Raw genomic sequence first — 21,267 nt, forward strand, 5'->3', positions numbered from 1 at the left:
TCAGGGGGAGGGGACGTGCCAGGATGCTCGCGTACTCTTCGATCCCGCCCCGGCCGTCGGCCGGGGCCGCCGCGGTGTCTGGCATACGCGGCGGCATGGCGGGCACATCGAATGGATCGAGTACATCGAACTCGACGGAGAGCGAGCGGTGATGACCAGCGAAGCGGACACGTCCACCGACCAGGAGCAGGGCCGGAGCCTCAGGGAGCAGTACACGGCCCGGTTCGCGGCGGAGTTGGAGAGCAATCGGAACGAACAGACGGGCGTCCGGGCGGAACTGGAGCGGCTGTCGGGACGGCTCCAGGAACTGGAGAAGGACCACGACTGGCTGACCGGCATGCGCGAGGCGGCGCAGGACGGCGAGGACATCGCAGGAGTGCCGGCCCCCGAGCCGTCCCCGGTGCAGGAGGCGGCACCCGCCACCACGGCACCCGCCACCACGGCACCGGACGAGGCACCCGACGAGGCGCCGGCAGCGGTGGCGGAGACCGGCGAGGCTCCCGCCCCGGCGCCCCGGGCCTCCGTGCCCAAGCCGCGGCGTGCGCGGGAGGCCGCCAAGCCCGCCAAGCCCGCGAAGGAAGCCGGGTCCGGGGCCGCCAAGGCCAAGCCGGCGGCTCAGTCGGCCAAGGCGGCTCAGCCGGCGAAGGCGGCCAAGGCCGCCAAGTCGGCGCCGGCCCCCCGGCAGGCCACCCAGGTCCGGCGCCCGAAGGCGGCCCCGGGGGCGGCGGGCGAGAAGAAGGTCACCCTGCGCACGGCCGTGCTGGAGCTGCTGCGCGGCCACAGCGAGCCGCGCACGGCACGCGAGGTCGCCGACGAGATCGCACGGGTCCACCCGGAGCTGCGGACGAGTGTTCCGGTGGTCCGGGACGCCCTCAACGCCCATGTCGCCAAGGGTCTGGTGGAGCGTGAGGCCCGGCAGAAGTCGGTCTGGTACACGGCGGTCGCCGTGAGCGGGGCGCCTGCCGTGGCCGGCGCGGTGTCCGTCGGTGCGGAGGGGCGGCCCGCAGCCACGGACGAGGCGGGGACGGCCGCCGCGTCCGGCGCCTGACCGGCGTCGGTGGCGGCCGGGACCCGGCCTCCCGCGTACACCTGACCGGTCGTCCGCGGTGGCCGGGTCCCCGTGTCCCGCCCACGGGGACCCGCCCGCCTGCCCGTACGGCCCGTACGAGGTGTCAGTCCGCGGGTGACTCGACCACCCGCCACCGGCCCACCTCGCGGTACTCCGAGTCGTACACCGCCGAGCCGTCGCCCGGCCGCAGCGCGTAGTGGTGCAGATTGCCGCCCCAGTACCGCAGGACGCGGCCCAGCTCGCCCGCCGTGTCCTCCGTCATCTTTCCCTCGTCGAGCGTCACTTCGAGCACGAACTTCACGGTCGGCGACTCCTTCTTCCGGGGTCCGGGTGGCCGCCGTCCATCCTTCCATCCGTGCGCGGTGGAGGACTTCCCCCGCGCAACCGCGGGCCGGCCCGGCGGTGTGCCGGAAGGGTCGTCCGCAGGGAGCGGTGGGTCAGTGGGCCGGCGGCCGGAGCGCCCCTGCCCCGCCACCCGCTTCCGTTCCTGCTCCTGCTCCTGCTCCCGCTCCCGACTGCGTTCCTGTGCCGGAGCCGGCCGCCGGATCCGTTCCCGCGCTCGTCCCGCTCGTGCCACCCATGCCCTTCGTCCCGTCCGCGCCCCGTGGCTGTCCCGCCCTGCGGGCGATGAACTTGCCCGCCTCCCAGGCCACGAGCAGGACGAGCGCCGCCAGCAGCGCCCAGCCGAACTGCCGCAGATCGATCCGTTCCGTCCCCAGGATCCGCCGGAAGCCGTCCATCTGCGTCACCATCACCGCGAGCGCGAACTCGCCGAGGGCCGCCCAGTTCATCTGCTTGCTGTCGAAGGTCGACGTCCGCAGCACCGACTCCGTCTCGCTGCGGCACTCGAACGCGGCCACGATCAGACAGAGCGCGAACGCCGTGAACGCCATCGAGTTGCCGACGGCCGCGCTGCCGAAGTGCCGTTCGCCCAGCTGGATCAGGGCCAGCAGCAGGACGGTGAGGGCGAGCCCGGCGAGGCCGACGGTCAGCAGCAGCGACCGGGTCAGCACCGATTCCCCGCGCGGCCGTGGCAGCCGCCGCATCAGCCCGGGGCTCTCCCGGTCGAACCCGAGCGCGAAGCCGAAGGGCGCGTTGACGACGAAGTGGACCCACAGCACCTGCGCCGGGGTGAACGGCTCACCGGCCGCGATGTTCAGGACCGCCGCGCCGAGGAAGGTCAGGACGAAGGCCACCAGCAACAGCAGGACGAACCGGATGTACTTGGTGAGGTTGTCGTAGAGCTTCCTGCCCTCCCGCACGGCGAACACGATCGTGGCGAAGTTGTCGTCGGAGAGGATCATCCGGCCCGCGTTCTTCGCCACGTCCGTGCCGCTGCCCATCGCGATACCGATGTCGGCGGCCTTGATCGCGGGCGCGTCGTTGACGCCGTCGCCGGTCATCGCGACCACGTCGCCCTTCTTCTTCAGCGTCTCGGCGAGCAGGACCTTGTGCTCCGGCGCGACGCGCCCCACCACCCCGATGGAATCGATCCGGGCGAGCTGTTCCCGTTCGGACAGTGCCGCGAAGTCCGCGCCGAGGACCGCCTCACCGGGGATCCCGAGCTGCCGGGCGATCGCCGCGCCCGTCGTCACGTCGTCCCCCGTCACCATGCGGACCCGGATATGGGCGGCCTGCGCCCCGGCCACGGCGGCCCGCGACTCCGCGCGCGGCGGGTCGACCATGCCGACGAGGGCCGTGAGGGACAGCCCGGTGACATACCCGAGCAGGTCACCGGCGGGGTCGAAGTCCGCCGGGTCGAGATCCCGGACGGCGGCCGCCATCACCCGGTACCCCGCACCCCCCAGGCGCTGAGTCTCCTGCCGCGCCCACCGGCCCCGCTCCGCGTCGAAGGGCACGCTCTCCCCGGCCGCGAGCGCGCTCGTCACCCGCTCCAGCACCGCCGGGCCCGCGCCCTTGACGAAACAGCGCACCACGGGCCGCCCCGAGGCCCCGGCGGCCCGGGTGAAGACCGCCATGAGCTTGTGCTCAGGGTCGAACGGCAGGGTCGCGAGCCGGGGCAGCCGCTCCCGGGTGGCGCCGATGTCGAGCCCCGCTTTGTGGCCGAGGACCAGCAGCGCCCCCTCGGTCGGGTCGCCCACGACCTCGCCCGCCACCAGCTCCGCGTCATTGGCGACGAGGAACGGCAGGATCGCGTCCTCGACGCTCGCCGTGGAGCCGGCCGCCCGGTGCACCTGCCCGTCGAGTTCCCCGCCCGAACCGGACACGGTGTAGTGGTCGGTGGGGCTCACCACCTCCACGGCGCTCATCCGGTTCATGGTCAGGGTGCCGGTCTTGTCGGAGTTGATCGCCGAGGTGAAGCCCAGGGTCTCGACGGACGGCAGCTCCTTCACGATCGCGTTGTGCCTGGCCAGATTGAGACTGCCGACGGAGAGGATCACCTGCGTCACCGTCGGCAGGGCCTCGGGGATGGCCGCGATGGCGAGCGACACGGCGCTGACGAACAGGACGTCCCACGCCTCCCCCCGGCTCCGGCCGAGGGCGAACATCACCACCATGGTCAGCCCGGCCGCGCCCGCGATCCACAGCGTCAGGCTGTCGAGCTGCCGGGTGAGCGGCGAAGCCTCCCGCCGGGTGGTGGAGAGCATCCCGGAGATCCGGCCCAGCTCGGTGCCCGCGCCCGTGGCGGTGACGATCAGGACCCCGCTGCCATGGGTGACGGGGGTGTTCATGAAGGCCATGTCCGACTGGTCGCCGACACCGGGGCTGCCCGCGGGCAGCGGCCCGGTGTCCTTCGCCACGGGCAGGCTCTCCCCGGTGAGGGCGGACTCGTCGATCTGGAGCGCGGTCGCGGCCACGATGCGCCCGTCCGCCGGGACCTGGTCCCCGGCCGCCACGAGCACCACATCGCCCACGACCAGCCGCTCCGCCGGCATCTGCGACTCGGCCCCGTCCCGCCGCACCCGTGCCGTGGCCTTCATCATCGACTTCAGCGCGTTCATCGCGCTCTCGGCCTTGCCCTCCTGGCGCAGCCCGACGACCGCGTTCAGCAGGGTCAGCAGCGCCAGCAGGATCGCGGTGCTCCACTCCCGTACCAGCAGCGACACGATCGCCGCCGCCACCAGGATGAGCTGCATATAGCTGCGGTACTGGTCCAGGAAGCGCCGCCAGCCGGGCGGGGGCTTCTCCTCCGGGAGTGCGTTGGGCCCGTGCTCCGCCAGGAGCCGTGCCGCGTGCTCCGCCGTGAGCCCGGTCGCCGGGTCCACCCCGAGGGCGGTGGCGACCTCGGCCGCCGTGAGCGCGTACCAGGGCGTCGGCTCGGCAGGTCCGGCGCCGGGGGAGTCGGGCGGCCCGGCGGTGCTCACGCCCGCCCCCCGGCCTTCCCCGACCGGCCGCCCTTCTTCCCGCGCTTCCCGCTCTCCCGGGCCTTCCCGCCCTTCCCGCTCTTCCCGTCCTTCCCGTCCTTCTCGGCTCTCCGGGCCTTCGCCGACGCGTACGGATCCGCCCGCGCGCCTTTCGGCGCCTCCCGCTCCAGCTCCTTGCGGACGACCCGCAGCTCCTTGCGGGTCTCCTTGCCGACCGTGGGGTACTGCGGATCCAGCTCCATCAGCGTCCGCACCAGCACCGCCGAGGCGCAGAGCCGCGCGAACCACTTGCGGTCCGCCGGTACGACGTACCAGGGCGCCCACGGCGTACTGGTGGCCGACAGCATCTCCGAGAACGCGCGCTGGTAGTCGTCCCAGTACCGGCGCTCCCGCACATCGGCCGCCGAGAACTTCCAGTTCTTCTCCGGCAGATCGATCCGCTTGAGGAAGCGGATGCGCTGCTCCTCCCGGGAGAGATTGAGGAAGATCTTCACCACCGTGAAGCCGTTGTCGGTGAGCTGGCGCTCCCACTGGTTGATCTCCCGGTAGCGCCGCTTCCAGATCCCCGGGCGCAGGGCGGGCGGGGGCAGCTTCTGCCGCGCCAGCACCTCCTTGTGCACCCGGACGACGAGGACCTCCTCGTAGTGGGAGCGGTTGAAGACCGCGATGTTGCCGCGCTCGGGCAGCCTGCGCGCGTACCGCCACAGATAGTCGTGGTCCAGCTCCTCGGCCGACGGCACCTTGAAGCTGCTGACCTGCACCCCCTGCGGGTTCATCCCGCTCATGACATGACGGATGGTGCCGTCCTTGCCCCCGGCGTCCAGGGCCTGGAGGCAGACCAGGACGCCGTAGGTGTCCTGCGCCGCGAGCCGTGCCTGGTACTCGGTCAGCAGCTCCGTGCCGGAGCGCAGCAGCTCGGTGGCCTGGCGCCGGAGCAGACCGTCCCGGTAGCGGGGATCGAAGTCCTTGGCCAGGTCGACCCGCGACCCCGGGGCGACCCGCAGGGGCTCGATGAACTTCGCGAGGCGCGCGGCTCGTGTGTCCGCCATGGCCGACCAGCCCTTCTCCCCGTACGCCCGGGTACGGGGGACACCCGCCACGCTTCCGCCGGCGGCCCGGCGGCGCCAGACACGGAGGGCCGTTCGGGTGGAGCGGGGCGGCCGGGCGGCCGGGTGTCAGGCGTGGTCGCCGACGGCGGGGCCCGGGATGCCGGGGCGGGTGTCGAAGGACCAGAGATGGGTGCAGCCGGGGCACTGGAGATGCAGCACCGGCCCCTTGTTGGAGATCAAGTAGCGCCAGTGCTCACCGCAGTTGCGCCGGTCGGCGCAGGTCGCGCAGGAGCGGGCGTCGTCGCAGGAGGGGCAGGCCACCCAGGCCCTGCGGGCGTAGTCCGCCTGCGGGTCAATGGGCAGCCGCACGGCCCGGCTCCTCTCCCGGCAGGACGCCGGCGGCCACGAGCAGGTCGTACGTACGCCGCTGCTCGGCGTCGAGGCCCGAGTACAGGCGCTCGTACGCCTCCTCCTCACCGCGCAGGGCGGCCACCGGGTCCCAGTCGGGCCCGAGCGCGGCCACGACCTCGGCCCGGCGCCGGACCTCCTCGAAGGTGAGGTCGATCGTGAAATCGGTCAGCGGGCCGGCCGGTGATCCGGGCGCGGCGGGCAGGCCGCCGCCCATCCCCTCCCGCTCGCCGTTCTCGTCCTGCTTGTCGTGATCCATCATGAAACTTCCGCAGTTCTGGTGGTGTCACACCAGCTGTACCAGAGGTCCCGCCGCGCAAGGAAGGGTGACCTCAGTCTCCCCGGCCGATCCCGCAGGTCGCGGCCCGCCCCCGAGGGAAAGGTGACCGAGCGCGGTCGGTCCCGCACACGGCGAGATGTGTGGCGTGCGTCACAGAGTCACGGGTAGGTGCCGGGCCCCCGTGCCACCCCGCATGACCGCCGCCACCTGGCGCTCCGTGTCCGAACCGGCGCATTCCGTAAGCGAATTCGGCGGACGGAGTTCCGTCCCGCCGCCGGGCCGGACATCTGCGGTCAGTACCATGCAGGGGACAGGCGATCGGCCGGGCCGTGCCCGCGCCGAGGTGTTCACCGGCAGCCGGCGACTCCGGTTTACCGGCACTTCACGGGCGCGCACCTACGATCGCCGGATCGCCGTACGTGCGACGGGGGACGAGCACAGACCAGGGCGGCCAGCCATCGACAAGGAGATTTCCGTGCTTCGTTCATCCGGACCGCAGGGCACCACGGGCGGCGGCCGGCGCCGAATACATCCCGCGCTCGTGGTGGCGGGGGTCGTGGGCGTCGCGGGCCTGGGGTTCGGCGGTCTGTATCTGACGGGGCTGCTCGCCTTCGACGGCGAGGTGCCCGCGGGGACCCGGGTGCAGGGGGTGGACATCGGGGGGCTCACCCCCGAGCAGGCCGAACGGAAGCTGGAGCGCGACCTGGGGCAGCGCTGGCCCGCGCCCGTCGAGGTGCGCATCGGCGACCGCACCGGCACCGTCGACGCCCGGACCGCGGGCTTCACCCTGGACGCCGGGGAGACCGCGGCGCGCGCGGCGCGTTCCGGCTCCGATCCGTTCACTGTGATCGGGCGGCTGTTCTCCGACGCCGAGCGCGATGTCGAGCCGGTGCACCGCGTCGACGAGGCGAAGACCCGTACGGCGGTGGCCGCGCTGGCGCAGAAGTACGACCGTACGGCCCGTGAGGGCGCGATCACCTTCCGGGACGGCCGGGCCGTGCCCGTCCAGGCGCGCGTCGGCGAGGCCGTCGACCTCGACCGGGCGGCGGAATCACTGCGCTCCGCCGTCCTGGAGGAGGAGACCGGGCCCGTCGTCCTGCCGGTGCGGCGCAGCGAGCCGAAGGTGGGCGCCGACGAGGTCGACCGGGCCATGGCGGAGTTCGCCCGGCCCGCGATGTCCGGCCCGGTCACCGTCACCGTGGGCGCCGAGAGCGCGACGATCGGCGCGGACGCCGTCGGCAGGCATCTGACGATGAAGCCGGACAAGGCGAACCGGCTCACCCCCCGGCTGGACGCCGCCGCGCTGCGCAAGGACCCGGAGGTGAACCGCGCCATCGACGGCATCACCGACGAGCCCGTCGAGGGCACCCTGCGGGTCGCGGGCGAGCGTGTGGTCCTCGCCCAGGACGGCCGGCCCGGACAGACGGTCTCGGCGGCCGGCCTGGAGCGGGCCGTGCTGCCGGTGCTGACCCGCGAGGGCGCCGCCCGCACGGCCGCGCTGCCCACGCGGGAGGTCCGGCCCGAGCTGTCCCGGGAGACCTTCGACTCCCTGGGGCTGAAGGAGCAGATGTCCACCTTCACGGTGAACTTCGACCCGGCCCCGTACCGCACCACGAACATCGGCCGCGCGGTGGAGCTGATCAACGGCTCGCTGGTCAAGCCCGGCGAGGAGTGGAGCTTCAACGGGACGGTCGGCGAGCGGACCAAGGAGAACGGCTTCGTCGACGGCATCATCATCCAGGACGACCAGTACACGAAGGCCGCCGGCGGCGGGGTCTCCGCCGTCGCCACGACGATGTTCAACGCCGTCTTCTTCGCCGGGGTCAAGCCCGTCGAGTACGGCGCCCACTCCTTCTACATCGAGCGCTACCCGGAGGGCCGGGAGGCCACCGTCGCCTGGGGCAGTCTCGACCTGCGCTTCCTCAACGACTCCGGCAAGTCCCTCTACATCGCCGCCAGCTCCACCGACTCCTCCGTCACCATCTCCTTCTACGGTTCAAAGAAATACGACTCGGTGGAGGCGGTGAAGGGCCCCCGTACCGAGGTGAAGAAGCCCGGCAAGCGCGAGGGCCCGGAGAAGAACTGCCTGCCGCAGACGCCGCTCGACGGTTTCAACGTGACCGTGGAGCGGGTCCTCGGCTCCGGTGGCCAGGAGGTCAAGCGGGAGAAGTTCACGACCCGCTACACCCCCCGTGACGAGGTCACGTGCGAGGCGCCGATCACGCTCTGAGCCGTGCGTGCCCGTCTCCCGGTCCGGCTGTCTCCCGCTGCCGTGCCGGGGGACGCGTGTGTGCGGAGGGCTGTTCCCAGCTGTGGGTACGGGAGTCGAAGCGCCCCAGGAGACGGTTGGCCGCCACGGTGACGCGCAGCAGGGTGTGCGCCGGGTCGACGGCGGTGAGGACGCCCGTGTCGGGTGCCGGCGCCGGGCGGTGCACCAGGAGGACGGGGGGCGCGCCGAGCGCGTCGTCGTCGTACCGGGTGAAGAACTCGACGGAGGCGAGCCGCAGCGGGGTGTACGCGGGCAGCAGGTCGCCCCGGGGCAGGGGCGGCTGGCACTGCATGCGCAGCAGGCAGTCCAGCGCGATCAGGGGCAGCCGGTACGCGGTGGAGAGCCGCGGCGGGTCCGTGGTGGCGGGGGAGAACTCGCCCGTGCCGCCCCAGGGGTGCCGCCGGAGCCGGGTGAGCGCGGTGAAGGGCCCGCCGAGCAGGACCGGGCCGCCGGGCTGCTGGCACGGGTCGACGCTGGGCAGGGCGGGCAGGCGCGGCAGCCGGACGGCGGCGGGGGCGGGGGCGAGGGGGCCGATGTGGACGGTCGCCTCGGCGATCCGCGCGCCGTGGGACCCGTCGGCCATCGAGCCGTCTGCCGGGTCCGCGAGGCCGTCGTCCGGTTCCGCCGTCTCGATGACCACCCGTACCGCCGCCGGGCCCCGGGTCGGGGGGTGGACCGGGGGCTGCGCGCCGAGCCGGAGGGCCGGCAGCCCGCCTCCGGGGCGCGGGCGCAGGGGCCGGTGGAACCGTACTCCGGTGATGGCCCGCACCGGCCCGGACAGCAGTGCCGATGCGGCGCCGGCCGCGCACTCCAGCCACAGGACACCGGGTACGGCGGGCCCGGCACCGAGCCGGTGACAGGCCGTCAGGGCGGTGCCGGCGTCGGTGACCGCCAGCCGCCACCAGTGCCGGCAGGCACTCTCCTCGCGCAGTTCCGCCAGCCGGAACAGCGGTCCTGGGCCGTCGGGGGGCGTCTCCCGCTCCGGTGTGCGGCCGCTGGTGTCGTCTCTCATCCTCGCCCCGGTGTGCTCGGCGTGCACCTGCCGCGGTCCGGGTGGTCAGGACAGGCCGCCGGGCCAGGGATCCGGACGGAAGCAGTATGCCCATTTTATCCGCCGTGCCCTGGGCGTGCCCGGGCTCGGGGCGCCGGACGGCGGACCCGCCTGCGCCGACGCGTGCGCCAGTGACCCTGACCCCGTGCCCGCCCGGGGCCTGGGGAGGCCCCCGCACCCGTCCGTCGCCCTGCCCGGCTCCCCGGGGCCGGCGAGGACGCTGTCCACCGGGTGGGGTGCCGCCGGAACGGATCATGATTGCCGGAAGTTCGGTGCATGCTGCACGATTCCCTCATGGAGTCACTGACGGAGTCATTGAGGGACGCCTTCTCGCACCGGAACCACTATCTCGACACCGCCACCTACGGCCTGCCGCCGACCGCCGCCCACCGGGCAGCCCTCGCGGCCGAGCACGACCGCGCGGCCGGCCGGCTCGACATCGCGGAGATGGACCGCGCCGTCGAACGCTCACGGGCCGCCTTCGCCCGGCTTGTCGGGCTGCCGGCGCACCGGGTCGCCATCGGCTCCCAGGTCGCTCCGGCGGTGGGGCTGATCGCCGCCGGACTCCGCCCCGGTGCCCGGGTCCTGCTGGCGGAGGGCGACTTCACCTCCCTGCTCTTCCCCTTCCTCGCCGCCGCCGAACGCGGCGTGGGCGCACGGGCGGTGCCTCTGGACCGGCTGGCCGACGCGATCGGCCCCGGCACCGACCTGGTCGCCGTCTCCGCCGTCCAGTCCGCCGACGGCGCCCTCGCCCCCCTCGGCCGGATCCTGGACGCGGCCGCCGCCCACGGCACCCGGGTCCTGGTGGACGCCACCCAGGCGGCGGGCTGGCTCCCGCTGCCCGTCGACCGGATCGACCTGCTGGTCTGCGGCGGCTACAAATGGCTGCTCGGCCCCCGGGGCACCGCCTTCCTCGCCGGTACCGAGGAGGCCCTGGCCGAGGTGCCCGCCCTGGCCGCCAACTGGTACGCGGGCCGGGACGTCTGGGACAGCATCTACGGCACCCCACTGCGGCTCGCCGACGGCGCCCGGCGGCTGGACGCCTCTCCGGCCTGGGCCTCCTGGGCGGGACACGCCCCCGCGCTGGAACTCCTCGACGGCCTCGGGCCCGCCCGGATCCACGACCACGACCTGGCCCTGGCCAACCGCTTCCGGGCCGGCCTCGGCCTCCCCGCGGGCGACTCCGCGATCGTCTCGCTCACGGTCCCCGACGGCACCGCCGAACGGCTCGCCGCCCACGGCGTCGTGGCCTCCGTGCGCGGCGGACGGCTGCGGTGCTCCTTCCACATCTCCACGACCGACCAGGACGTGGACCGGGCACTGGACCTGCTGACCGGCTGACGTGCCGCAGCGCGGTGCTGACAGGATGACGCCATGTTCGAATTCGGTACGGAGGGCTACCGGCCCCTGTGGTCGCGCGGCCCCGGCGAGGTCGCGCGGGAGCACGGGCACCGGCTGCGCGCTCTCGCCGGCCGGACGCTGACCTGCGTCTGGACGGTCCGGGACCTGCGGGACGACACGTGGTTCCCGGACTGCCCCGTGCTGCTCGACTTCGACGGCGAACAGGCCGAGATCAACCACCGGCGGTTCGACGACCTCTCCGTCACCTGGAACACGGCCGACCCCGCCCGACCGGTCCACTGGCCCGGCGGCGACTTCGACCTGGCGTGGCGCCCGGAGCCCCGGCCCGGGGCACAGGCCCTGCGCGGGCTGCCCCTCGACCGGGTCGAACTGCTCGAAGAGGCCGGAGACGGCGATGACGCGGCCGAGGGGAGCGTCTCCGTGAGCTTCGTCTTCGCCACCGGCCGGGTGACCGTCATCAACGCCCTCGACGAGAACGGGCTCGACTTCGGCCCGCCCGACCCGCGTCTGCGGGTCCACGCACTCGGCTGACACCATCGATCGCCGGCGGGCCGCCGGGGCGTGTCTGACGGATGGTGCTGGGCTCGCGTGCCCGGGTACCGCTCCCCTGGGCCGTGCGGCCCGGGTGGTACCCCCACGCCGCGCTGTCGTCGGTCGCCGCTGGCCCCCTGGCTCCCTGGCCCTGGCGGCCCGGGAGGTGCCCCCACCGCAGGGACTCGCCCCCTGGGTCTGGCGGCCAGGGTGGGGGTGCCCCGGGCGGCGGAGCCAGGGGGAGTACGTACCCCCTCCTCCGCCTTGCGATCTGTCCCCTCGGCCCTGGGGTCTGCGGGGACCTCATTCCCTTGTCGGCTGGCGGGTCTGGGGAGATCCCGTTCCTTGTCCGCCGTCGGGTCTGGTGAGAGCCCGCCCTTCGTCCGTTGGCGGGCCTGCGGGGACCTCATTCCCTTGTCGGCTGGCGGGTCTGGGGAGACCCCGTCCCTTGTCCGCCGTCGGGTCTGGTGAGAGCCCGCCCTTCGTCCGCTGGCGGGCCTGCGGGGACCTCATTCCCTTGTCGGCTGGCGGGTCTGGGGAGACCCCGTCCCTTGTCCGCCGTCGGGTCTGGTGAGAGCCCACCCCTCGCCCGTCGGCGGGCCTGCGGAGAACGCATTCCTTGTCGGCCGGCGGGCCTGCGGAGACCCCATGCACCAGACCCCGCCCCCTCACCCAGCCTGATCCGTCAGACAGGCCCCAGGAGACCGAGGGCCTCCCGCGCGGTCTCGACATGGTCGGCGGAGTGACGGCAGTACGCCAGGACATGCCCCCTCGCCTCCGTGCCGCCGGCCCTCGCCAGCCCGCGCAGCGCGTCCGGGTGGCACGCGTACCGCCGGCCGTCCGCCACCAGCTCCGCCAGCGGGGCCACGCACTCCGGTGTGGCCCGCTCGCCGAGCGCCCGGACGGCGTCCGCCCGGACCCGGCCCGGTACCGGGGGCGAGAGCGCCAGCAGCGCCAGCGCGCCCGTGGCATCCGCCCCCGGGCACCGGGCGAGCGCCGCGACCAGGTCCGGGGCGATGTCCGGCCGGAGCCGGTGGGCCAGCCCGCACAGTACCGACGAGGCCGGCGCGCCGATGTGCCCCAGGGCGCGGACGGCGGCCCGGGCGACATCGGGGTCCGCGTCCCCGGCCACGACCGGGCCGAGCGCCTGCGCCGCCTGCGGCACCGGGAAGCCCCCCAGCGCCGAGGCGGCCCGGACCCGTACCGCCTCCCGGGGCTCCCGGAGACAGGCCAGCACCACCGGCAGCGACTCCGGCACACCGATCAGCCCGAGGGCGCACAGCGCACGGGCCCGTACCGTCCCCGCCTCCTCCCGGTCCGCCGCCAGTGCCGCCAGCCGCCCCGCCGCCGGCCGGTGCCGCAGTGCCCCCAGCGCATCGGCGGCAGCGGTCCGCAGGTCCGTCGGCTCCGTCGCGTCGACCGCCGCCAGCAGCGCAGGCGCGGCCCGCGCGCACCCCGCGAGCCCCAGGGCCGCGGCCGCACCCCGGCGGGCGGGACCCGTGCCGTGGGCGAGCAGCGCGAGCAGCCGCTCCTCGGGCGGTACGGGCAGCCCGGCCAGCGCCGCCGCCACCGCGTCGGTGATCCGCTCGTCGTCCAGCGCGGTCAGCAGCACCTCCGCCGCCTCGGGGCCGCCCGCCGCGACCACGGGGGCGGCGGCCCGGCGCACGATCGGCTGCGGGGCCTCGCGCAGCAGCCTGACCACCAGCCCGCCGCCCGCCGCGCCCAGGAGCCCGGGGTGCTCCCGCAGCACCGTCAGGGCGCGCACGACGACGGTCACGGACGGCCGGTGGTCACCGGGTGTCCGGCGCAGCGCGCCGTCGAGGATCCGGCGCAGTTCGGTGCGGCCCGCCGGGGTCCTGGCCAGCAGCCCGGCCGCGAGCGGTCCCGTACGCGGGGACGGGTCGGCGACCCCGGGCCGCAGCAGCTCCCCGGTACGCGGGTCCTGCGGGTCCGGCCAGCTGTCGTGGGGCAGCCGGGCCAGCGCGTCGATCGCCTCCGCGCGCACCGGGGGGACGGTGGCCGGGTCCCCGGCGACGGACAGCAGGACCGCGCCCGCGCGGGGGTCGCGCTGCGTGCCCAGCGCGCGGACCACCCGTATCCGGCCGAACGGGTCCGAGGCCGGCACCCGGTCCCACTCCGTCAGCAGCGCCGGCACCGCCTCCGGGGCCCGCAGCCGGGTCAGCGCGTGGACGAGGACCCACGGCGGGTCCTCGCCCTCCTCCCACCGGCGCAGCAGGACGGCGGCCGCCCCGGGCCCGCCGATCCGCCCCAGGGCACGGACCACGGTCTTCCGTCTGCGGTCGCTCTCCCCGGCCACCTCGTCCAGCAGCCGCAGCAGCGCGGGCACCGCGCGGGCCTCCCGCAGCCGCCCGAGGGCGGACGCGGCCCGCAGCCGGGTCCCGAGCCGTCCGGTGTCCCGGCCGCGCAGCAGGTCCAGCAGCGCGTCGGCGGCGGCGGGGGAGCCGATGTCGGCGAGCAGGGCCACGGATCCGTACGCGGTCGGCCGGTCGGCCTCCCGCGCGGCCCGGTACAGCCCGGGGACGTCTCCGTCGAGCCGCAGCCGCGCGATCGCGTATCCGTCCCAGCCGTCCTGGCCGGGCCCGTGCCCGCCCGTGTCCCCGGCCCCCCGTGGCATTCAGCGCTCCTGGTCCTCGTCGGCCTGGGCGACGTACAGCGGCGTACCGACGACGATCTCCAGCTCCCGCCCGTCGTCCCCGACGACCGTCGACCGCAGCAGCCGCCGGGCCAGGAACTCGCAGTACACGGGGGGCTCCCTGAGCCGGCGGGTGTACGCCAGGACCTGGCGCTGGGCTTCCTCGCCGCCGCCGGAACCGTCGCCGTACACCCGCCGCCAGTCCTCCGGCGGGTCCCGCAGCAGCCGGAAGAGCGACGGCAGCCCGGAGTGGCTGACCGGGATCGCCTCCGGCACCGGCCGCTGCCCCACCAGATGGTGCGCCGAGCCGATCAGGGCGACCACCGTGTCGCCCTCCCGGCCGGCCATGAACACCGGACCCTCGGCGCTGCCGTAGCCGGCGATCTGGAGGTCCAGGTCGCCCCGGAACCAGGAGGAGGGCCCGGTCATCCAGCTGACGTCGAACTCGCGGTCCAGATAGGACTCGACCAGCGCCAGCCGGTCGTAGTCGCTCAGCTCCCCGCGCGGCGACTGGAGCACCACCTTGAGGACCTTCAGATCGAGCTGGGCCTCGACCGCGAGCCGGCGCATCAGCCCGGCCGGGATCTGCCCGTACAGCATGTCCAGCTTGGCGCCGGACAGATACAGGTAGTAGCGCATGCGCCCTCAGACGCCGTCGTACGGGGTGCCGCTCATCGTTCTCCCCACCGAGGTCCGATCACACCGTTGCGGGCAGGATGCCACGGTTCACCGGACAGGGAGGGCATATCGCCGGCACAACGGACCGGGCACCTGGAACCGGACACGTGGAATCGGACACGTGGAATCGGGCACCTGGATCGGGCCTCGGCCGTACTGCCGGATGCCCGCCCGGGGTCAGGAGCGGCGGCGGGGCTTGCCGCTCCGGGTACCACCGGAGGAGGAACGTCCGGAACCGCTCCGGCCACCCCTGGCGCCCGCGGCACCCTGCCGGGCGCCGCCACCGGCCCCGCCCCGCTGCTTGTTGTCCTGCTTCTTCTTCTCCGGCTTCGCCCCGGAGCGCCCGGCCTTCTCCGGCGTGTCCTGCCGGCGGCCCCGGGTGCTGTTGACGGTCCGGCCGCGCACGATCCCGATGAGGTCCTCCACCCGGTCGGTGGTGGCGTCCTCCCGCCAGGAGAGCGCGACAGCGGACTGCGGTGCGTCCGTGACCGTCCGGTACGTCAGATCCTTGCGGTGGTGCAGCCGGGCCAGCGACTGCGGCACGACCAGCAGGCCCACCCCCGCCGCCACCAGCTCGATCGCGTCCGCCGTCGTCGCGGGCCGCTCCAGCGCGGGCAGCCCCGGCGGCGTCTCCCAGCCGAGGGTGTCGTCGAGCGGGTGCAGCACGATGTCGTCGGCCAGATCGGCGACGGACACCTCGTCCGCGGCCGTCACCGCGTGATCCTTCGGGACCACGACCACCGTGGTCTCGGTGTACAGGGGGATGGCGCTGAACACCGTCCGGTCCACCGGCAGCCGCACCAGGCCCGCGTCCGCGCCGCCGTCCCGCAGCAGCCCGCCGGCCTCGGCCGCGGACACCGCGATCAGCTCCAGCGGGGTGCCCGGCAGCCGCTCGTTCCAGATCCGTACCCATTTGGCCGGGGTCGCGCCCGGAACATAGGCGAGCCGGAACGAAGGGGATGCTTCCGAGGCGTTCACAGGCTCAGATTACCGTGCGTGGTCAGCGGCGGCGGCCACGGTCGATATCCTGGACCCCATGACGTCGCACCAGAGCACCCAGACCATGAAGCCCGCCACGGCGGCGAAGAAGCTGGGTGTGTACCTCGAAGCCACCCCCGCGGAGTTCCAGGAGGGTGTCGTCACCCGCGACGAGCTGAACGCGCTCCAGGCCGACCCGCCCGCGTGGCTGCGCGAGCTGCGGCGCAACGGCCCGCACCCGAGGCCGGTGGTCGCCGCGAAGCTGGGCGTCTCCATCTCGGGCCTTGCCCGCGCCGGGTACACCGACCCCCTCACCACCGAGCAGATCGAGGCGCTGGACCAGGAGGCTCCCGAGTGGCTCCTGAAGGAGCGCGAGACCCAGGCCGGGGTCCGCAAGGAGGCCGCCCGGCTGAAGGAGAAGCGCCAGGACCAGGAGCAGAAGGCCGAGAACGACGGCCCCGCGCGCTCCTGACCCCGTACGCCCCGATCCCCGCCCGAACCGTTTGCCGACCGCCCCGGTCGCACCGCCCGCCGGTGCCGCCGGGGCGGTCCGGTCTTCCGCCCGGGTGTCTTCAGACAGGCTGGATCCGGGCGTGCAGGAGGCAGAACTCATTGCCTTCCGGGTCGGCCAGGACATGCCAGCTCTCGGTGCCGGTCTGACCGATGTCGGCGGGCGTGGCGCCGAGCGCGAGCAGCCGCTCCAGCTCGGCGCCCTGGTCGCGGTCGGTGGCGCTGACATCGATATGGAGCCGGAGCTTCCGGGGCCTCGGCTCGCCGGTCGGGCTGAGGACGAGGACGGGCAGCGGGCCACCGAAGCCGGTGCCGGGCGGTCCGATCTCGATGCTTCCGTCGTCGTCCCGGCCGAGTTCGACGTAGTCGAGGACCGCGCTCCAGAAGGCGGCGAGCCTTTCGGGGTCGGTGCAGTCGACAACCAGTTCACTGATGCGGCATGCCATGCCCGTCAGTGTGCCGTGCGCGGCACCGCCGGACCCGTGATCACGTGATGCCGGGCGTGATGCCGGGCGTGATGCCGGGCGTGATGCCGGGCGTGGCGAAGGACCCGGTGAAGGACCCGGTGAAAGGACCCGGTGGGAGGGAAGGCCCCGCGCTCAGACCAGCCGGCCGTCGCGGGCGATCACCCGGCCGGCGCGCACGACCATCAGGGGCAGCGGCCGGTCGACCACCGCCTGGGCCGTCGAAGCCGCCGCCACCAGCACGAAGTCGGCGGGATCGCCGACCGCCAGCCGGGACGCGGGCAGCCCGAGCAGCGCGGCGCCGCCCTGCGCCACCACGTCGTAGCAGGCGTCCAGCTCCGCGTCGGTCCGGGCGTCGGTGCGGTACGCCAGCAGATGGGCGCGGGCGATCATGTCCCCGTCGCCGAAGGGGCTCCAGGCGTCCCGTACCCCGTCGGAGCCCGCCGCCACCAGCACCCCGTGCCCGGCGAGCGCCCCGGTCGGCAGGACCGGGTCCGCGCCGAGGGCACAGGTCGTGAGCGCGATCCCGGCCTCCGCCAGCAGCCCGCCGGTACCGGCCAGTTCCGCCGGGTCCGCCTCGGCGAGGCAGAAGACATGGCCGAGGGCGACCCGGCCGTACAGCCCCGCCGCGACCGTGCGGCGGGCGATCTCCCGGACCTGCCGCAACCCCTTCGGGCCACGGTCGTGCAGATGGATGTCGAGCGGCACCTGTCGGCGTACCGCCACGTCGAAGAGGAAGTCCAGCTGGCCGTCCAGGTCCCCGTCGACGCCCAGCGGGTCGATCCCGCCGAGGACGTCGGCCCCCTCGGACAGCGCCTGCTCCAGCAGTTCGGCGGTGCCGGGCCGGCTGACCAGGCCGAGCTGGGGGAAGGCGACGATCTGTACGTCGAGCAGGCCGGCCCGCGCATCGGCGGCGGCCCGGACCCCGTGCACGCCGGTGAGCCCGTGCACCGGCGAGACGTCGACATGGGCCCGCCAGGCGCGGGTGCCCCGGACGACGGCGTTGTCCATCAGCGCCCCGGCCCGCTCCGCGACCGGCGCGGCGATCTCGGACCGCGCCCGCAGATCCCCCTCGATGAGGTCCCGCAGCGACCCGGCGGGCTCCCGGCTCAGCCAGGGCCCGCCCCAGGTCGTCTTGTCCGGGTGGACATGGGCGTCCACGGGCGACGGCAGCGCGAGCGCGCCCCCGGCGTCCACCGTCGTCAGCCCGGCGGCCGGCCGGGCTGGGTCGTACGCGGCGATCCGGCCGTCCGCCACGAGCAGATCGCCGGGGCCGCCGCCGGGGGTGCGGACGCCGGTGAACAGAAGAGGGGGGAGGGCAGGGGTGTGCTGTGCCATGGGCCGGTGGACTCCTCGGTTCGTACGTCCGGTGCCTTCGCCGCGCGCGCACTGCCGCCCGCGCCGCCGGACCGGCCCCGCCGGGCGGCGCGCGCGGGCCGGCCGCGTGGGCGCCGCCGTACCGTCGCCGGGCCCGCTGCCCGGTCCGCCGCCGATCATCGCAGATCCCGCCCCACGCCCCGGGACCACCCCGGAACAGGGAGTTCCGGGATGGTCGGCGACCCTGCGCGCCGCCCCGGGCCCACCGCGCCGCCACCGCGCCGACGCCCGCCCGGCGAAGCGCCCCTCCGTCGTACAGCTGTACGTACACCTGTCCGTCATCGGGCGTAGCCCACAAGGGAGTTCCACTCTCCCCAAGCACGCCCCCCTTGCGCCGCCGCCCGATAGCGTCGTATTCCAGCTCCATACGAACGGGGGAGAACGGACGTGCGCAACGAGGACCGTGAACTGCCGCAATGTCCGGAAGTACGACACGGGATGACGACGGGGGCCGGCGTCGACGTCCAGCGGCGGCTGGAAATGCTCGTACGAGACTTCCGCAGCAGCCGGCCACCCATGCCCGTCGTCGTCCTGCACGCCGAGGACGCGACGGACGAGGACCGGGTCGTCGGCCTGGTGGAGGAGTTGTTCGCGGGACACGACGCGCACGGTTCGCGCTGCGCCGTCGCCCCCGCCGAACGGGAGGGCCCCACGGAGGTCCGCCGGGCCGCCGGGCTCGTCCGCGACCTGGGGGACCCCAAGCGCTGGGACGGGCGCCGCGCGCTCTACCGGCGCTACTCCTTCCCCCGGCTGCGACTGGTCCGGGCCATCGAGGACGCCGTCGGCGAACTGGACCCCGACTGGCCCGGACCGCCCTCCGGCACCGGCACCGCCCAGGGCCTCGCCGACCCCGCGCAGACCCTCCTCGACCAGCTGGCCCGCCAGCGCTGGCGGCCGAAGGGCAGCCACCGCTGGAGCGCCCGGCTGAACCTGTTCGACATGGCGCACATCCTCCCGGCCAGCCTGGTCGCCGTCCTCGCCGCACTGCTGGCCCGGACGGACTGGTCCATCGCCCTCGCGTCGGGCGCCGGCTTCCTGGTGCTGCTGATGCTGCTCGACAACATCCTCCCCGGCCGGGCGCCCATCTTCCTGTGGCTGCGCCGGGAGAGCCGCTGGTTCATGACCACGACCTTCCTGCGCGCCGCCTCGCCCGGCCGCCCCACCGAGGTCTCCCTGCTCAGACCGGTCCGCTCCTGGAACGCCATCGCCGCCCGCGCCCACGACGTCGCCGAGGCCCTGAAGACCGGGGACGACTTCCAGCTCCAGCTGTACGTCCTGGCGCTCTGCGAGGACCTGCGCGACAGCCACCGCCGGTGGAGCTGGGACCTGCGCGGCTTCAAACGCACCCGGCCCCCGGTGCTCCTGCTGCCCCGGGCGAGCGCGGCGAACGGCGGCATCGAGCTGATCAAGGCGGTCAGCGACGTCCGCAGCCGCCGCAGCGAACTCGACCCGCTGCTCATCGTCGCCTCCGTGTCGCTGACCGACGTGACCCGGCTCCAGCGCAGCGTGATCTCCCAGCCCGGTACGGCGCCCTGGACCTGGTACCAGGAGTGGGGCCGCAATCTGCGGGCCGGGCAGTCGCCGAGCCGGGCCCTGGCCGAACTGCCCTGGGTGATCAAGGTGCCGCTGCCGAGCGACCGGCTGGTACCGTCCGCGGACGGCCAGCGGCACTGCGCCAAGGCCCTCTCCCGCCCCAGCGCCGCCCGGCTGGTGTGGTCGCTGCACACCCTCGTCCTGGTGACCGCCCTGCTGGCCACCGGCGTCGGGCTGCGCGCGGCGGATCTCGACGAACGGTACTGCTCCGCCTCCCTGCTGACGGCCAACAAGGACACCGTCCGCGTGGAGGAGGGCCCCGACCCCACGGAGTGCATCGGCATCGCCACCGGCGGGGTCCGCTTCTCCGACTGGCTGGCCGACGGCGGCAAGGCCCCCCGCCGGGAGCAGGTCCCGTGGACCGTGCGCGCACTGGAGCAGAGCATCAGCGCCGAGAACCGCAAGGTGGTCGAGGAACACCCCGGCAACTATGTGACCGTGGTCTACCTGGGGCCGCTCAGCGCCTCCACCGGGGAGCGGACCTCACCGGTGAAGGGCATAGAGGAGCTGGCAGGGGTCTATCTGGCGCAGGCCGCCATCAACGACACCAGCACCGTCCAGCTGCGGGTCCTCGTCGCCAACGGCGGGGTGGACATGCGGCACCAGGTGCGGGCGGCCGAGGCCGTCGCCGAGTACGCGGCCGACGACCCGACCGTCGTCGGCGTGATCGGGGCCGGGCGCGACCTGCGCTCCAGCCGGGACACCGCCCGCGTGCTGCGGGACGCGGAGCTGCCCGTCGTCTCCGGGACCAACTCGGCCACCTATCTGCCGCGCGAGTTCGCCAACTGGTTCAGCCTGGCCGCCACCGACGAGTGGCAGGCCGAGCAGCTGGGCCTGATCGCCGGACAGCTGCGGACCCCCGGCAGCCGGCAGTACGCGCTCGTCCTCGCCCGCGACACCAAGCGGACCCACGACCTCTACACCGACGAACAGGCCAAGTACGGCGAGGAGATGCTGCGGCAGCAGGGGTACACCCTCCTCGGGCAGCGCCGGTACGCCGTCACATCGGGCCGCCCCGGCCTGGAGGTGCACACCGAGGAGTTCTGCCGGGGCCGGGTGCCCTCGGTGATCTACTTCGCGGGCCGGGTCGAGGACGTACCGCCGCTGATGACCCAGCTCAACACGGAGGAGGGCTGCGCCAGCCGCGACATCTCCGTACTCACCGGCGACGATCTGTCCAAGGCCAACTTCTCGGCCGACGGCCAGGGCGTGACCTCCGGGGTGACGCTCTACCACGCGGCCCTGGCCAAGCTCTCCTCCGAGCGCAGGACCCTCTTCTACCGGAACGCCGCGCGCTATCTGAGCGAGCTGGGCATGGTACGGCCCCACTCGTCCGCGAACCCCGCCCTGCGGAGCGGGCAGACCGCCCTCGCGCACGACGCGACCCAGGCCCTGCACAAGGCCGCGAGCCGCAGCGGCCAGCCGCAGAGCCGCGCCGCGACCTGGGTGAACATGCGCACGGTCCGGCTGTGGGGGATGGCCACCGGCACCATCGACTTCACCGGTGCCCGGCCGTACGCCGACCGCGAGGGCCACAGCATCGTCCTGAACGAGGTCCGGGGCGCGGCCGACGGCTCGCCCCGGCTCACCGAGGTCTGCGCCCGCTCGGCGGGGGACGCCCGGCCGCTGACCGCCGCCCACTGCGCCCTGCCCGGAGCCCGCTGAGACA

The 21,267-nt window shown here is 74.4% G+C and carries 17 protein-coding genes; 6 read left to right on the forward strand and 11 right to left on the reverse strand.

All coding sequences use genetic code 11. The annotated features are described in order from the left end of the window. The first annotated feature begins 151 nt into the window (after positions 1–151). Positions 152–1,048: a hypothetical protein gene (locus tag SYYSPA8_RS02355; RefSeq protein WP_323445191.1), complete on the forward strand. Its 897-nt coding sequence runs from the start codon at positions 152–154 to the stop codon at positions 1,046–1,048. A gap of 124 nt (positions 1,049–1,172) precedes the next feature. Here the strand turns inward: SYYSPA8_RS02355 and SYYSPA8_RS02360 are convergent, their stop codons facing one another. From SYYSPA8_RS02360 to SYYSPA8_RS02380, 5 genes are all read right to left on the reverse strand, one after another. After that, the gene (locus tag SYYSPA8_RS02360) at positions 1,173–1,370 is read right to left on the reverse strand and encodes a hypothetical protein (RefSeq protein ID WP_323445192.1); all 198 of its coding nucleotides are present in this window, start codon (positions 1,368–1,370) and stop codon (positions 1,173–1,175) included. 136 nt (positions 1,371–1,506) lie between these two features. Then, positions 1,507–4,395 (reverse strand): cation-translocating P-type ATPase, encoded by a 2,889-nt coding sequence (locus SYYSPA8_RS02365; protein WP_323445193.1) that lies wholly within the window; start codon positions 4,393–4,395, stop codon positions 1,507–1,509. After that, positions 4,392–5,444 carry a polyphosphate kinase 2 family protein gene (locus tag SYYSPA8_RS02370; protein WP_323445194.1) on the reverse strand — a complete coding sequence of 351 codons (1,053 nt, stop codon included), beginning with the start codon at positions 5,442–5,444 and terminating at the stop codon, positions 4,392–4,394. Before SYYSPA8_RS02370 ends, SYYSPA8_RS02365 begins: the two co-directional genes overlap by 4 nt. A 126-nt stretch (positions 5,445–5,570) precedes the next feature. After that, on the reverse strand, positions 5,571–5,813 hold the full coding sequence (locus tag SYYSPA8_RS02375; protein WP_323445195.1) for an LSm family protein: 243 nt from the start codon (positions 5,811–5,813) through the stop codon (positions 5,571–5,573). Next, a complete protein-coding gene (locus SYYSPA8_RS02380; RefSeq protein WP_323445508.1) occupies positions 5,797–6,069 on the reverse strand; it encodes a DUF6400 family protein in 273 nt (90 codons plus the stop codon). The genes SYYSPA8_RS02375 and SYYSPA8_RS02380 overlap by 17 nt, the downstream gene beginning before the upstream one ends. A gap of 538 nt (positions 6,070–6,607) precedes the next feature. Between SYYSPA8_RS02380 and SYYSPA8_RS02385 the strand changes: the two genes are divergently transcribed. Next, a complete protein-coding gene (locus SYYSPA8_RS02385; protein ID WP_407705886.1) occupies positions 6,608–8,362 on the forward strand; it encodes a VanW family protein in 1,755 nt (584 codons plus the stop codon). On the opposite strand, the gene SYYSPA8_RS02390 is transcribed toward SYYSPA8_RS02385, so the two are convergent. Further along, positions 8,352–9,413 (reverse strand): hypothetical protein, encoded by a 1,062-nt coding sequence (locus SYYSPA8_RS02390; protein WP_323445196.1) that lies wholly within the window; start codon positions 9,411–9,413, stop codon positions 8,352–8,354. The two genes, SYYSPA8_RS02385 and SYYSPA8_RS02390, sit on opposite strands and share 11 nt — an antisense overlap. A 333-nt stretch (positions 9,414–9,746) precedes the next feature. Between SYYSPA8_RS02390 and SYYSPA8_RS02395 the strand changes: the two genes are divergently transcribed. Together SYYSPA8_RS02395 and SYYSPA8_RS02400 are read left to right on the forward strand one after the other, a co-directional pair. Continuing rightward, the gene (locus SYYSPA8_RS02395; protein ID WP_323445197.1) at positions 9,747–10,793 is read left to right on the forward strand and encodes an aminotransferase class V-fold PLP-dependent enzyme; all 1,047 of its coding nucleotides are present in this window, start codon (positions 9,747–9,749) and stop codon (positions 10,791–10,793) included. 33 nt (positions 10,794–10,826) lie between these two features. Next, on the forward strand, positions 10,827–11,345 hold the full coding sequence (locus SYYSPA8_RS02400) for a hypothetical protein (RefSeq protein WP_323445198.1): 519 nt from the start codon (positions 10,827–10,829) through the stop codon (positions 11,343–11,345). A 685-nt stretch (positions 11,346–12,030) separates the two neighbouring features. On the opposite strand, the gene SYYSPA8_RS02405 is transcribed toward SYYSPA8_RS02400, so the two are convergent. The 3 genes from SYYSPA8_RS02405 to SYYSPA8_RS02415 all read right to left on the reverse strand — a co-directional run bounded on the left by SYYSPA8_RS02405 (position 12,031) and on the right by SYYSPA8_RS02415 (position 15,654). Next, entirely contained in the window at positions 12,031–13,980 is a 1,950-nt protein-coding gene (locus SYYSPA8_RS02405; protein WP_323445199.1) for a HEAT repeat domain-containing protein, read from the reverse strand. Beyond that, positions 13,981–14,637, reverse strand: coding sequence for a DUF7019 family protein (locus SYYSPA8_RS02410; RefSeq protein ID WP_323445200.1), 657 nt, complete (start codon positions 14,635–14,637; stop codon positions 13,981–13,983). Between the two features lie 216 nt (positions 14,638–14,853). Continuing rightward, positions 14,854–15,654, reverse strand: a complete 801-nt coding sequence (locus SYYSPA8_RS02415; RefSeq protein ID WP_323445201.1) for a LysR family substrate-binding domain-containing protein — start codon at positions 15,652–15,654, stop codon at positions 14,854–14,856. Positions 15,655–15,712: 58 nt separating this feature from the next. On the opposite strand from SYYSPA8_RS02415, the gene SYYSPA8_RS02420 reads away from it, so the two are divergent. Continuing rightward, complete coding sequence (locus SYYSPA8_RS02420) at positions 15,713–16,126, forward strand: DUF5997 family protein (protein WP_323445202.1); 414 nt, start codon at positions 15,713–15,715, stop codon at positions 16,124–16,126. Between the two features lie 100 nt (positions 16,127–16,226). On the opposite strand, the gene SYYSPA8_RS02425 is transcribed toward SYYSPA8_RS02420, so the two are convergent. Both SYYSPA8_RS02425 and SYYSPA8_RS02430 read right to left on the reverse strand, forming a co-directional pair. Further along, positions 16,227–16,610, reverse strand: a complete 384-nt coding sequence (locus SYYSPA8_RS02425) for a VOC family protein (RefSeq protein WP_323445203.1) — start codon at positions 16,608–16,610, stop codon at positions 16,227–16,229. 153 nt (positions 16,611–16,763) lie between these two features. After that, complete coding sequence (locus SYYSPA8_RS02430; protein WP_323445204.1) at positions 16,764–17,966, reverse strand: amidohydrolase; 1,203 nt, start codon at positions 17,964–17,966, stop codon at positions 16,764–16,766. A 477-nt stretch (positions 17,967–18,443) separates the two neighbouring features. Here SYYSPA8_RS02430 and SYYSPA8_RS02435 point away from each other — a divergent pair, with 477 nt between their 5' ends. Beyond that, positions 18,444–21,263: a type 1 periplasmic-binding domain-containing protein gene (locus tag SYYSPA8_RS02435; RefSeq protein ID WP_323445205.1), complete on the forward strand. Its 2,820-nt coding sequence runs from the start codon at positions 18,444–18,446 to the stop codon at positions 21,261–21,263. Positions 21,264–21,267 lie beyond the last annotated feature (4 nt).

Source organism: Streptomyces yaizuensis (genome assembly GCF_034961445.1).
Lineage (GTDB): Bacteria > Actinomycetota > Actinomycetes > Streptomycetales > Streptomycetaceae > Streptomyces > Streptomyces yaizuensis.